Consider the following 13935-nt stretch of genomic DNA (forward strand, 5'->3'; position numbering starts at 1 on the left):
AAATTGAAGTTTAAAGCCATTCTTATCGTTATCGTAAGTGTTGTTTTATTTTTGGTTGGATATAAAGAGATGAAACCTATAAGCGATGAACAGAAAATGGAGAGCATGATTGCAGCTTTAGAGAAGAACGATGCAAAAGTAGAGCGGTGGTCATGGTTAGCGCGAGAAACGAAAACAATTTCTAATATACATACGTTTCAAAAATTGTTAAACGATGTGAAGGAAGAGGCAAACATCGAAGGTTGGGAATTAGAACAATCTCCAGATGGATATAAGGCTACATCCTATAAAAAATCTTCTTCACATGAAGAACGAATAGTAGTAACTTGGAGTAAGGAAAATACTAAAGAAAACACTTTTATTATTTTTGAAGTGAGCGGGGCGAAATGGGACCCGAAGTACGTTCAGAACATGGATAAAATTTTTAGTGAAAAACCTATAATTTACACTTGTGTTCAAGGTGTACTGAATGATAAGATTGAAGGTGTTTTGCAAAATAAAACCAATCAGGTTTTGAAAGATCTTTCAGCAAGAGCGATCGAACAGATAGAAGAAAGAGCATTTGTATCAGTCTCCGCATATAATAAAAAGTGGAATGACGCTCTTTCAACAAATAGAGAGAAAATAAATGTGCAAATAGCAATACGTTCTACAAACAACAAAGATACAATTGTGGTTGGCACACCGATCATAACTTCTGAGTATTGAGTGAATAGATACTGAAAAAAGGACACGGAGGGGAATAATTTGGAAAAGATCATCGTCCGTGGCGGAAAGCGGTTAAGCGGCACAGTGCGTGTTGAGGGCGCAAAAAATGCTGTATTACCTATAATCGCTGCAGCCCTATTAGCGAGTGACGGAAAGAATGTACTATCTGAAGTACCAGTATTATCTGATGTATACACAATTAACGAGGTATTACGTCATTTAAATGCTGAAGTCGTATTTGAAAATAACCAAGTAACAATCGATTCTTCTAAAGAATTAAACATTGAAGCACCATTTGAGTATGTACGTAAGATGCGTGCATCTGTTCAAGTAATGGGACCATTATTAGCACGTAACGGTCGTGCTCGTATTGCACTTCCTGGTGGATGTGCAATTGGTTCACGTCCAATTGACCAACATTTAAAAGGCTTCGAAGCAATGGGAGCGAAAGTAAAAGTTGGTAACGGATTTGTTGAGGCACACGTAGAGGGCGAACTAAAAGGAGCTAAAATTTATTTAGACTTCCCAAGCGTAGGCGCGACAGAAAACATTATGTCTGCAGCTACATTAGCAAAAGGGACAACAGTCCTTGAAAACGCAGCGAAAGAGCCAGAAATCGTTGACTTAGCTAACTTCTTAAATGCAATGGGAGCGAAAGTACGCGGAGCTGGAACTGGAACGATTCGTATTGAAGGCGTTGAAAAATTATATGGTGCGAACCACCCTATTATTCCTGACCGTATTGAAGCAGGAACATTCATGGTTGCAGCGGCAATTACAGGTGGAGACATCTTAATTGAAAATGCTGTGCCTGAACATTTACGCTCAATTACAGCGAAAATGGAAGAAATGGGTGTTAAAATTATTGAGGAAAATGAAGGTGTACGTGTTATCGGCCCAGATAAGTTAAAAGCGGTTGATATTAAAACTATGCCTCATCCAGGTTTCCCAACAGACATGCAATCACAAATGATGGCATTATTACTACATGCTGATGGAACAAGTATGATTACAGAAACGGTATTCGAAAACCGCTTTATGCACGTTGAAGAATTCCGTCGTATGAATGCTGATATTAAAATCGAAGGTCGTTCTGTAATTATGAACGGTCCAAGTAGCTTGCAAGGAGCTGAAGTTGGCGCAACTGATTTACGTGCAGCAGCAGCATTAATCTTAGCTGGTTTAGTATCAGAAGGTTATACTCGTGTAACAGAGTTAAAACATCTTGACCGCGGTTATGTAGACTTCCATAAGAAATTAGCTGCATTAGGTGCAACTATTGAACGTGTAAACGAAAAAGTAGAAGAAGTGAAAGAACAAGAAGTTTCTGATCTTCACGCTTAATTGAAGTAGTCTCTATGTCTTTTGACATAGGGGCTATTTTTTTTTGGGTTATTACTGTTATAGTCAATAAATTCTATACTTATGCACGTCTCAGTAAAAATATTTAGAAAATTTTTGTTTTATTCCACTATTTGCGGTCAGTAAAACCCCACTGATTATAGTTTCACTTTATAACGATACCCCCAAGTATGTTCTAAAAGATCCCGTATTTCCATAAGAATGAAAGGAATCCAACTTTATATTGGGGGAATAGGATGAAATTTTCAAAGCCACTTTTCATTACAGTAGCGCTCTTAATAGCGCTCGTTATCATTGTACCTGCTGCTCTTGTTATTCCGTTTGCGAAAGCAAAAGTAGGGGAAGAAGCAGCTTCTAAAACTCCTCCAGCGATAGAAAGTATACCAGCTCCAGGGAAAGTGGATACAGCGGTTCAAGTTGCTGTATATCGTGATCAGCAGAAGAAGGTAGAGACATTGCCTATGGAGGAGTATGTGGCCGGTGTAGTAGCTTCTGAGATGAATGCCAGCTTTGAAATAGAGGCGCTAAAGGCGCAGGCATTAGCAGCAAGAACATTTGTAGTGCAGCGTATGCTAAGCGGAGGTAAGAAAAACAATGCGGACGTGACAGATACGGTGAAAGATCAAGTGTACAAAAGCAAAGAGGAATTGAAGAAACAATGGGGTAATAACTACGAAAATAATTTAAAGAAAATTGAGGAAGCCGTTTCGAAAACCGCAGGACAAGTTTTAACGTATGATGGAAAACCAATTTCAGCATCCTTCTTCTCAACGAGTAACGGACGAACAGAAAATGCAGCTGATTATTGGGGGAATGATTATCCGTACTTAAAGAGTGTAGATAGTCCGTGGGATCAAGCCTCTCCAAAATTTACGAGTGAGCAAAAATTCACAGTAGCTGATTTTCAAAAACGCCTCGGTGTGAAAGTACTAGCGGACGGAAAGGTTGGTAATATTAAAGACCTTACGGAAGGAAAGCGAGTAAAGGATGTAGAGTTTCAAGGAAAAACATTAACAGGAAAAAAAGTTCGTGAAAAGTTAGATTTACGCTCCTCAGACTTTACGTGGAAACAAGAAGGAGATAACATCACCGTTACAACGAAAGGATTCGGTCACGGCGTCGGTATGAGCCAGTACGGTGCGAATGGTATGGCAGTGGAAGGTAAGAAATATACAGAGATAGTCGCTCATTACTATAAAGGCATTGAAATAAAGACGATGAATGATTATGAAGGAAAGTTGATGGTGAAGAAGTAGGTGTCAGGGGTTTCCTGATACCTACTTCTTTTTTGTTTAAAATATCATAATTTTCCATTAATTGTTTGGTATAATAGGATAAAAACATCTGGAGGAGACGGAATGGCGTTATTGGAGTTGAAACAGTTAGGGAAGACGAACCAGTTACCGGCAGTTGAACTGAAGGTTGAAAAAGGGCAATGTGTTGTTTTGCAATGCAACAATCATACAGCTAAAGTGTTGCACCGCATCATTATCGGTGAAGAAGAAGCTTCAACTGGTAATGTACTATTTGAAGGCACAGCGATTGGAAAGAAGAATTATTCCCGCATCGGCTTTTGTTTTTTGAAAGATGAAGCATACGATCGTTTGAAGGTGAGGGAGTACTTCAAGTTTATATTAGGGCTTTATGAATCTAACATGAGTATGGAAGAAGTAGTACAATATGTCGGTCTCCTAGACAAGTTGAACGTTAAAATAGAAAAATTGTCATTTTCAGAGAAACGCCGTCTTCATCTTGGGCGAGTTATGATTCATAATCCGGATTTAGTTATTTTAGAAGAGCCAGAGCAAAATGTCGATACAGAGAGTACGATCATTATTCGAAAAGCGATTATGAAAATGAAAGAGCAAGGAAAGGCAATCTTTATTACGTCCTCCTTTTTATCAGATGCCCTTTCGCTGACAGAAGATGTGTACATATTAAACAATGATGGTGTGAAAAAGATAGAAATAGAGCAAGAAGAAGTTGAAGAAGTAGATGAAGAAAAAGTAGTTCAAATGATTCCGCAAATGAAACTGGAAAGAATACCAGCGAAAGTGAACGATAAAATCATTTTACTGGATCCGATGGAGATCCATTTCATTGAAACACAAAATGGAGTGACACATATTCATGTGCGCGAAGGTGATTTCGTATGTGCATTAACATTAAGTGAACTAGAAGTGAGATTAACAGGATTCGGGTTCTTCAGATGTCATCGCTCGTACCTCGTTAATTTACAAAGAGTACGAGAAGTCATTACTTGGACACGTAATAGTTTTAGTTTAATTTTGGATGACGAAAGAAAAAGTTCAATCCCGCTTTCAAAAGGACGAATGGATGAGTTAAAAGGTGTAATTGGGCTATAAAAAATGCTCGGATAAGCTCAAAATACGATTCATTCAACAGTAAAAATACTCCTTTTACTGGTATTTTACTGCGTAAACCCTTTGTTTTTCATATGATTGAGTCAAGAAAAGCGAAACAATCAAATCGAAACTTGCGAAAGCAAATTTCATCTATAAAAGAAAAACAAAGGGGATGACGAAATGACATTGGCAATTGAAATGAAAGATGTAATGAAAAGTTTCGATGGAAAAACGGCCCTTCGAAATGTAAATATTGAGGTAAAGCAAGGAGAAATCTTTGGATTCCTCGGACCGAGTGGATCTGGAAAAACGACAACCGTAAAAATATTAACATCTCAATTGCTTCATAGTATTGGAACGGTACGAGTGTTGGGGAAAGACATTACAGGACCAAGCAGCATCGATTACAAACGAATCGGCATTTTAACAGACAATAGCGGCTTATACGAAAGACTTAGCATTTATGATAACTTACTATTATTTTGTGACTTATACGATTGCAAAAAAGAACGAATTGATGAAGTGTTAGCACAAGTGAACTTATTGGATGATAAAAAAACACAAGTGAAAAAATTATCAAAAGGAATGAAGCAGCGTGTCACGCTAGCGAGAGCGATCCTTCACAAACCAGATATCCTCTTCTTAGATGAACCAACATCTGCACTTGATCCAGTAAACGTACAAAACATTCATAAAATCTTAAAAGACCTAAATAAAGAAGGAACAACGATTTTCTTAACAACGCACAACATGGACGAGGCAGAAACGCTTTGTAACCGTATTGCCTTTCTGTGCGGCGGAGAAATTGTAGCTCTTGATACACCAGAAAACCTTCGCTTGCAATACGCGAAAGATCAAATACGAGTCGTATTAACAGATAAGAAGAAAGAAATAGTGCAAAAAGATGAATTAGGTGCAAAACGTATTTCAGAATGGATGAAAAAGGGCGAGCTACTATCCATTCATTCACAAGAGCCAACTTTAGGCGATATCTTTATTGAAGTTACTGGGAGGGGATTATAATGACGTTTTCGATGAGAAGATTTTCAGCGATTTTTTGGAAAGAGGTACAGGATATTAAAGCAAATGCATCTGTACTTGTAATGGCAATACTTCCAATTATATTTGCTTTTGTTTATGGACAGATGGATGGGCCGAAAGATGAAATATCTAATATGGTAACTTTAATGGCTTTAACAATGGTAGGAAGCTTTGTTCAAGCGGCTTTAATTGCAGAAGAAAAAGAAAAGCATACGCTACGTGTGCTGATGTTATCACCAGCATCATCGTTAGAAGTGTTACTAGGAAAAAGCGCATTAACAGGTCTTATTACATTTGCAATTTGTTTTAGTAACTTCGCAATTTTAGGTGTAGTAAAGGGGAATATTCCATTAATAGTGCTATTTTTACTTATTAGTATATTTTTCTTTCTTATGTTAGGTACGGCGATTGGATTAATAGCTAAAACAACAGCATCAACATCAGTAGTAGGTATGCCAATCTTATTTATTTTCCTTCTAGCTCCAATATTAGGAGTTTTTTTTAAAAATGATTTTGTAAAAAAAATGATTGATTTTCTTCCAACGAAACACCTTGCGGATGCAATGCCGAAGCTAATGAACGGAAAGGGATTATCAACTGTTAGTGGTGATTTAATAAATATAATAATTTGGTGCGTACTTTCTATTATTCTTTGTATTATCGTTTATAAAAAGAAACAACTAGACTAAAAAACTGAGCTGAAACGCTCAGTTTTTTCCTTTTTCTATCATTTCCTCGGAAATTTTGCAATTCCTATACATATTTTTACAGAATTTGTCGAAAAGTAATTAGTTATAGGTTGTATAGGATGAGTGAATATTGTTCAAAATGATTGCTGAGGTGATGATGGAATGCGAGGAAGAAATAGTAAAAAGTCGCAAAAAGTAGTACATTTATTTCAAAAAAGATGGGTGTTTCCGGCACTATACATTGCTTGTGCAGCGGTAATCTTAATGGTTGCGCTATGGTTCCAGGGAGCTAATCCAAAGAAAGCTCCGAACCAAGATCAAGCAACACCGTATACACAAACGGAAGATCCGGCAGTACCAGTAACAAAATCTTCAGAAGTAGTGAAAATGCCAACTGCAGCAAATGCAGAAGTAGTAGTACAGAAGAAATTCTATGAAGATGCAGCATCAGAGGCGGAACAAGAAAAAGCACTTGTCTTTTATAACAACACATATTCCCCGAATAAAGGAATTGACATTGCTGCGAAAAACGGAAAAGAATTCGATGTTACAGCTGCTTTAAGTGGTACAGTAACGAAAGCTGAAAAAGATTCACTTCTTGGTTATGTTGTAACAGTAGATAGTGGAAATGGTGTAGCAGCATCTTATCAAAGCTTAGGCAGTGTGAAAGTAGAAAAAGGTGCAAGAGTCGCGCAAGGTGAAGTGTTAGGAAAATCAGGTCTAAATGCAATGAATAAAGATGCAGGTTCTTACGTTCACTTTGAAGTACGTAAAGACAATGTGGCTGTGAACCCTGAGCGTTATTTAAATAAATCAGTAGCAGAAATTAAAGCTGATGCAGGTGCTGCAAAGGCGACAAATGCTTCTGGTAAAAAAGCTGATGACAAATCTCAAAAAGAAGAAAAGTCGACAAGTACGAAACCAGAAGATAAGTCTCAAAAAGAAGAGAAATCAACAAGCGGTTCGACTAGTGATAAAGAGACGAACGGCAAACAAGATGACAAATCTCAAAAAGAAGAAAAATCAACGAATGGTTCTACAGAATCATCTAACGGTTCTTCTTCACAAGAATAATAAAGTGAAAAAATCAGTTCTCATTAGGAGAGCTGATTTTTTTATTTTCATATAAAAATAATCAATTTCGAGAAAAAAGTTGCAATAACAAGGAAAAATGACGAGATTCTCGAATATATATTACAAAAGGGAGGGGATACTGTGTCATTTTTATCTGTTCTGTCGATTGCTATCATTTTATTGTTTGTTTTATTCGCTTTATATTATTATATTGCCGGTAAGAAAGAAGTTCCCCACCATCAGTTGTTAGAAGAAGAATATGAAAGAGAAGAGTGACACCTTTTATAAAGAGGTGTCACTTTTTTTCGCCATAATTGTCATCGTTAACGTATTTCTCACAAAAAAACGTAATTTTTCTTAACTTAGTCCGCAAAAATAGTGAACATGTAGCATATATCAGTAGTGCGGGCAATACAATGGTATAAACCAATGCAAAGAGAGTGTTTGAGGTGAGAAATCGTGAATCATTTCATTATAAATCCAAGAATGTTTAACGCTTACAAACAGCACTCACATTTACTTCATAGTCGTATGCAGCGAGTCTCATTTCACACTTCTCACATCCAATTTAGGGAGGCGAGTGGTGTGCACGATTACATCAAAGAGAGAACTATCAAGATTGGCAAGTATATCGTGGAGACAAGAAAGACAGTGCGTGTAATCGCAAAGGAGTTTGGGGTATCAAAGAGTACAGTCCATAAAGATTTAACAGAACGTTTGCCAGAAATTAATCCAGAGCTGGCAAATGAAGTGAAAGAAATTCTTGATTATCATAAGTCTATTCGTCATTTAAGAGGTGGAGAAGCAACAAAGCAAAAGTATCGAAAAGAAGATACAGAAAACCCTGTACGCCAATAAATCTAAAATAGCAAACATTCCTTGTGAATTCGGTAATATTTTTCAGAAGAATTCTTTTTGCGAATATTACGTTTCTGTTAAATTTATGATAAAATCAGAAATTAGGTGTAAAAGAATTCGGGTGTAACCTGATTTTGAATATCGAGGAGGAAATGACGGGAATGTTTGCGCGAGATATCGGAATTGACCTAGGTACGGCTAACGTATTAATTCATGTTAAAGGTAAGGGTATTGTATTAAATGAGCCATCTGTTGTGGCAATTGATCGTAATAGTGGAAAAGTATTAGCAGTAGGTGAAGAAGCAAGAAGTATGGTGGGACGTACACCTGGTAATATTGTAGCAATTCGTCCGCTTAAAGATGGTGTAATCGCAGATTTCGAAATTACAGAAGCAATGTTAAAGTATTTCATTAACAAATTGGACGTGAAGAGCTTCTTTTCAAAACCTCGCATTTTAATTTGCTGTCCAACAAATATCACATCTGTAGAACAAAAAGCAATTCGTGAGGCTGCTGAACGTTCAGGTGGTAAAACAGTATTTTTAGAAGAAGAACCAAAAGTAGCCGCAGTTGGTGCTGGTATGGAAATCTTCCAGCCAAGCGGAAACATGGTTGTTGATATTGGTGGAGGTACAACAGATATTGCCGTACTTTCTATGGGTGATATTGTTACCTCTTCCTCTATCAAAATGGCTGGCGATAAGTTTGATATGGAAATCTTAAACTACGTTAAACGTAAGTATAAGCTATTAATTGGAGAACGTACTTCAGAAAATATTAAAATTAAAGTTGGTACAGTATTCCCAGGTGCACGTAGTGAAGAGCTTGAAATTCGCGGACGTGACATGGTAACAGGTTTACCACGTACAATTACAGTATGCTCTGAAGAGATTACAGAAGCACTAAAAGAAGACGCAGCTATCATTGTACAAGCTGCAAAAGGCGTACTAGAGCGCACACCACCAGAACTATCTGCGGACATTATCGACCGCGGTGTTATTCTAACAGGCGGTGGAGCTTTATTACACGGTATCGACATGCTTCTAGCAGAAGAATTAAAGGTACCAGTATTAATCGCTGAAAACCCAATGCAATGTGTTGCTATTGGTACAGGTATTATGTTAGAGAATATCGATAAATTACCAAGACGTGCTTTGAAATAAAGTGAAAAAGAGCTAAGGGAAAACCTTAGTTCTTTTTTTTTTTTTTTTTGATTTTTTTAATTCTAATTTTTTACGAAAACGGAAGAAAAATAGAGAAAAATAAAGGAATAGGGCGATATATTCATATATATAGTTAAATTTAATGTTTTCTTATTTGAAAACGTATGTAATATAATGATTCGGAATACGACATTAAGGCAAAGAATGTTTAAATACATATTGCCTTTCCCTAATTTGGGCATACACTCTTTTCTACCTCCGTGTCAGTTGCTGGGAAGTGCAACTATTTTAATGGAATAGAGTGTATGCATTTTTTTATAATTAGGAAGTAAAGTAGTACTTTACCCCGCTATTTGCCGGGCAGTAAGATTCCCACCTCAAAATTCGGCGAATGCAAGGGAGTTAGGTGGGAGTCGGGCTGCCCGTAAAAGCCCGATTGGTGTGGGCTAATAATCAGTGGGGGATGGCCCCCCACTGATTAAAGTTTCACTTTATAATGACAAATAATAAACAAAATGGGATAATAACAATATGTCCAAGTGGTAAGACCAATATTGCAAAAGGGGCGATTGTTACATGCTAAATATAGAACAAATTAAAGAGATCATTCCTCACCGCTATCCGTTTTTACTTGTTGATAAAATATTAGAAGTGGATGAGGGGAAAAGAGCGGTTGGAATTAAAAATGTATCTGCAAACGAGGAGTTCTTTAATGGACACTTCCCAGATTATGCAGTTATGCCTGGTGTACTTATTGTAGAAGCATTAGCACAAGTTGGGGCAGTTGCTGTATTAAAGAAAGAAGAAAACCGCGGGAGACTGGCTTTCTTCGCAGGCATCGACAACTGCCGTTTTAAAAAACAAGTGCGCCCAGGTGATCAACTTCGTTTAGAAGTAGAAATGACGCGCGTACGTGGCCCAATCGGAAAAGGAAAAGCAATCGCAACAGTGGATGGTGAAGTTGCGTGTGAAGCTGAAATTACATTTGCAATTGGTGATAAAAAAGAATAGATAGAATAAAAAAATCTTCTTGTAAAAATGCAAGGAGATTTTTTTATTTACTATATATATCGATATAAATACAAACTAGTCAGAAAATTCATTGTAAATTAATTTGGATTACCATATAATTACTTTATCATTTATCTCGTTATTGAGATAAATGATAAAGGTATAAAAGAAATGAAGCCATTGTCATATTGTTACAGTCTTTATATAGGACAAAATAGAATAGTACTGGTTATGATGAGGTATGGAGAAAAAATGGGTGGATTCACCTGTGGAAATAAGTGGGGAATAAGCGTAATATATCGATCATGAATGAAATGGGCGTGTATACCGAGCATATAGAAATAGGGGGAAAAGGTCGCGCTTAAAAAAAGGAGACTAGAACATGTTCGGGAGAAAGAAAAGAAAGCCATTAAAACAATTAATTACACATAAAGAGCCTAAATCGCATATTACAGAACAATACCGCAACATTCGTACAAATATTGAATTTACATCTGTAGATAATCATATTCGTTCTCTTATTGTCACTTCAGCAGATCCAGGTGACGGAAAGACGACGACAATTGCAAACTTAGCAGTTGTTTTCGGTCAACAAGGAAAGAAAGTTTTAGTAATCGGAGCCGACTTACGTAAGCCGACGATACAAAACTTATTTGCAATACATCATTCAAATGGATTAACGAACGTATTATTAGGACAAGCAAAATTAATGCAATGCATTCAAAAAACAGATATAGAGAATGTATACTTAATGGGGGCAGGTCCAATACCGCCAAACCCAGCAGAACTGTTAGGAAATCGAGTAATGGACGAGGTATTACTAGAAGCATATAACATGTTTGATATTATTTTAATAGACACACCGCCAGTTCTTGCGGTTACCGATGCACAAATACTTGCGAACAAATGTGATGGAATCATACTTGTCGTGCGCAGTGAAAAAACAGAGAAAGATAAAATAGTAAAAGCGAAACAAATTTTAGACAAGGCGTCTGGTAAACTACTTGGTGTCGTACTAAATGACAAGCGAGAAGAAAAGGAACAATATGGATATTATTAGAAAGAATGTCTAATATAACAATTTTTAAAGCCGATAAGTATTTTTATTGGCTTTTTTGAGTTATTTAATATTTATTTATTTATTTTATTATACAAAAAAAATGATACAAAGGAAATTTTGGAAATTTGATGGAATGTGTTGCCATATTTAAGGTTTTTTTGTAAGATTATATATGTTTTTAAATAACAATCGTACGTAGATATTACTAAAATAAAAAAATGTAAGATTATATGTTATAATTTTTCTTATGTGCAAATTTTAGAAAGTTGGAGGAACTTATGGAAGAAACAATTAGTTTAAAAGAGTTATTTTATATCTTAAAAAAACGTTTAGCAATGATCCTCGTCATCGCTTTTGGTGCAGCTATAGTAAGTGCCATCATTAGCTTCTTCTTCATGACACCAATCTATCAATCTTCGACGCAAATTCTTGTGAATCAGAAGAAGCAAGAAGGAGCAGCAATTCAGTACAATGAGGTACAAACAAATATTCAATTAACGAATACATATAAGGTCATTATTAAAAGTCCAGTAGTCTTAGACCAAGTGAATGAAAAATTAAATTTAAATATGACAGCGCAAGCTTTAACAGGAAAGATCAATGTTGCGAATGAAAAAGATTCACAGGTCATTTCTGTAACAGCTGAGGATAAAGATCCAAAAGTAGCTCGTGATATTGCAAATGCAACTGCAGATGTATTTAAAGGTGAAGTTGCAAAAATTATGAATGTCGATAACGTAACGGTATTATCAAAAGCAGAAGTTGGGGAAAATCAATCTCCGATTAAGCCAGTTCCTATGCTTAATGTAGCAATAGCTTTCGTTGTTGGTTTAATGGCTTCAATTGGTCTTGCATTCTTACTAGAATACTTAGATAACACAGTGAAAAAAGAAGAAGATGTAGAAAACTTACTTGGCTTACCAGTATTAGGTATTGTCGCTCGTATGGATGAAGAAACAACGAACGTGAAATCACATGCTCCATCATCAAGAAAAGTGAGGGGACAGACAATTGGTTCTTAATAGTTTATTTAAAAAGAAAAAAAATCATCGTCAACGTCGTCAACTAATTGCTCATCAACAACCGAAATCACCAATTTCAGAACAGTATCGTAATATTCGAACGAATATTGAGTTTGCATCTGTTGATAAAAATATACATTCATTAATGATAACGTCTGCGAACCCAAGTGAAGGGAAAACGACAACGACAGCGAATATGGCGGTTGTGTTTGCTCAACAAGGAAAGAAAGTATTATTAATTGATGCAGATATGCGTAAACCAGCGATGCATCAAATGTTCCAAGTAGACAATATTGTTGGATTAACGAATGTATTAACGCATAGTCAACGTTTAGAGAAGTGTATACAAACGACAAATGTAGATAATTTACACTTTTTAGCGTGTGGCCCAATTCCGCCGAATCCAGCGGAATTGTTAGGTTCGAAATCAATGCAAGAACTTCTTGCTCAAGTATATAGTATGTACGATTTAGTTATTTTCGATTTACCACCAATTTTAGCTGTAACAGACGCGCAAATTATGGCAAATGTATGTGATGCATCTATTCTTGTCGTTCGTAGTGAATCGACAGAAAAGGAAACAGCGGTAAAAGCAAAAGGATTATTAGAATCTGCAAAAGGTAAATTGTTAGGTGTTGTTCTGAATGACCGTGAACGTGAACATGGCCTATATTATTACTATGGTGCTAACTAAGTAAAAAGTGAGATATGGCCAGAACATATCTCCTTTTTTCCCTTGAATATGAGATACATCTCATATTCAAGGGAAAAAAGATTTTTATACGAGAGGGAGGGTGAGAAGAATGATTGATTTACATTGTCACATTTTACATGGCATCGATGATGGTGCGCAAACAGTAACAGATAGTTTAGCGATGGCACAAAAGGCTGTCCAAGAAGGGATTCATACAATCGTTGCCACACCACATCATCAAAATGGAAAATATGTAAACGAACGTACGTCTATTATTCATCAAGTGAAACAATTAAATGATGAACTACAACAAAATGAAATTCCACTCAAAATTTTACCGGGGCAAGAGGTCAGATTATATGGTGACTTACTTGAAGACTATGAGGCTGGTAAAATCGTTACTTTAAACGAAACGAATAAATACATATTAATTGAGTTTCCATCTAATCATGTACCTCGTTATGCAGAACAACTATTATATGAACTACGTGTTAAAGGAATGATTCCAATTATCGTTCATCCAGAACGCAATGCCGAGTTAATCGAGCGGCCAGATAAGTTATACAGCCTTGTAAGTAAAGGTGCATTAACACAAGTGACGGCAGGAAGTTTGCTAGGGAAATTCGGCAAAAAGATAAAAAAATTCTCACTACAACTTGTTGAACATAATTTAACACATATGATCGCATCAGATGCACATAACACAACATCAAGGGGATTTCATTTAGTGGAAAGCTACGAATTGATCGGGAAAGAATTCGGAATGAACGTGATGAGTGATTTAAGAGAAAATCCGTATTTATTAATTAGTGGGAGAGCGATTTATAAAGAAGATCCAGAACTAATTCGTCGTAAAAAATTGTTTGGTATTTTTTAATTGAAGAGCT

15 protein-coding genes are annotated in these 13935 nt (G+C 36.3%); all 15 read left to right on the plus strand.

Features of this window, described 5'->3' with window-relative positions:
• The first annotated feature begins 3 nt into the window (after positions 1-3).
• The 15 genes from ABH955_RS18485 to ABH955_RS18555 all read left to right on the plus strand — a co-directional run bounded on the left by ABH955_RS18485 (position 4) and on the right by ABH955_RS18555 (position 13925).
• Positions 4-708: a YwmB family TATA-box binding protein gene (locus tag ABH955_RS18485; protein ID WP_002130043.1), complete on the plus strand. Its 705-nt coding sequence runs from the start codon at positions 4-6 to the stop codon at positions 706-708.
• Positions 709-747: 39 nt separating this feature from the next.
• Positions 748-2052: a UDP-N-acetylglucosamine 1-carboxyvinyltransferase gene (gene murA, locus ABH955_RS18490; RefSeq protein ID WP_002068497.1), complete on the plus strand. Its 1305-nt coding sequence runs from the start codon at positions 748-750 to the stop codon at positions 2050-2052.
• A gap of 254 nt (positions 2053-2306) precedes the next feature.
• Positions 2307-3326 carry a stage II sporulation protein D gene (gene spoIID / locus ABH955_RS18495; RefSeq protein WP_404491440.1) on the plus strand — a complete coding sequence of 340 codons (1020 nt, stop codon included), beginning with the start codon at positions 2307-2309 and terminating at the stop codon, positions 3324-3326.
• Between the two features lie 102 nt (positions 3327-3428).
• On the plus strand, positions 3429-4436 hold the full coding sequence (locus ABH955_RS18500) for a LytTR family transcriptional regulator DNA-binding domain-containing protein (RefSeq protein WP_404454748.1): 1008 nt from the start codon (positions 3429-3431) through the stop codon (positions 4434-4436).
• Between the two features lie 180 nt (positions 4437-4616).
• Entirely contained in the window at positions 4617-5459 is an 843-nt protein-coding gene (locus tag ABH955_RS18505) for an ABC transporter ATP-binding protein (RefSeq protein ID WP_404454745.1), read from the plus strand.
• Positions 5459-6166 carry an ABC transporter permease gene (locus ABH955_RS18510; RefSeq protein WP_404491442.1) on the plus strand — a complete coding sequence of 236 codons (708 nt, stop codon included), beginning with the start codon at positions 5459-5461 and terminating at the stop codon, positions 6164-6166. Before ABH955_RS18505 ends, ABH955_RS18510 begins: the two co-directional genes overlap by 1 nt.
• A 162-nt stretch (positions 6167-6328) precedes the next feature.
• Complete coding sequence (gene spoIIQ / locus ABH955_RS18515; protein ID WP_002139038.1) at positions 6329-7240, plus strand: stage II sporulation protein SpoIIQ; 912 nt, start codon at positions 6329-6331, stop codon at positions 7238-7240.
• 141 nt (positions 7241-7381) lie between these two features.
• On the plus strand, positions 7382-7516 hold the full coding sequence (locus ABH955_RS18520; RefSeq protein ID WP_002016211.1) for a hypothetical protein: 135 nt from the start codon (positions 7382-7384) through the stop codon (positions 7514-7516).
• A 309-nt stretch (positions 7517-7825) separates the two neighbouring features.
• Positions 7826-8098, plus strand: a complete 273-nt coding sequence (gene spoIIID / locus ABH955_RS18525; protein WP_002089714.1) for a sporulation transcriptional regulator SpoIIID — start codon at positions 7826-7828, stop codon at positions 8096-8098.
• Positions 8099-8259: 161 nt separating this feature from the next.
• Complete coding sequence (gene mreB / locus ABH955_RS18530; RefSeq protein ID WP_002130035.1) at positions 8260-9261, plus strand: rod shape-determining protein; 1002 nt, start codon at positions 8260-8262, stop codon at positions 9259-9261.
• A gap of 576 nt (positions 9262-9837) precedes the next feature.
• Positions 9838-10272, plus strand: coding sequence for a 3-hydroxyacyl-ACP dehydratase FabZ (gene fabZ, locus ABH955_RS18535; RefSeq protein WP_000931959.1), 435 nt, complete (start codon positions 9838-9840; stop codon positions 10270-10272).
• 382 nt (positions 10273-10654) lie between these two features.
• A complete protein-coding gene (locus ABH955_RS18540) occupies positions 10655-11332 on the plus strand; it encodes a CpsD/CapB family tyrosine-protein kinase (protein WP_404491443.1) in 678 nt (225 codons plus the stop codon).
• A gap of 278 nt (positions 11333-11610) precedes the next feature.
• Positions 11611-12354 (plus strand): YveK family protein, encoded by a 744-nt coding sequence (locus ABH955_RS18545; RefSeq protein ID WP_404491445.1) that lies wholly within the window; start codon positions 11611-11613, stop codon positions 12352-12354.
• A complete protein-coding gene (locus tag ABH955_RS18550; protein ID WP_404491446.1) occupies positions 12344-13048 on the plus strand; it encodes a CpsD/CapB family tyrosine-protein kinase in 705 nt (234 codons plus the stop codon). The genes ABH955_RS18545 and ABH955_RS18550 overlap by 11 nt, the downstream gene beginning before the upstream one ends.
• 109 nt (positions 13049-13157) lie before the next feature.
• Complete coding sequence (locus ABH955_RS18555) at positions 13158-13925, plus strand: tyrosine-protein phosphatase (RefSeq protein ID WP_404491448.1); 768 nt, start codon at positions 13158-13160, stop codon at positions 13923-13925.
• The last annotated feature ends 10 nt before the right edge of the window (positions 13926-13935 follow it).

Source organism: Bacillus sp. RC240, from assembly GCF_044907945.1.
Classification (GTDB): domain Bacteria; phylum Bacillota; class Bacilli; order Bacillales; family Bacillaceae_G; genus Bacillus_A; species Bacillus_A mycoides.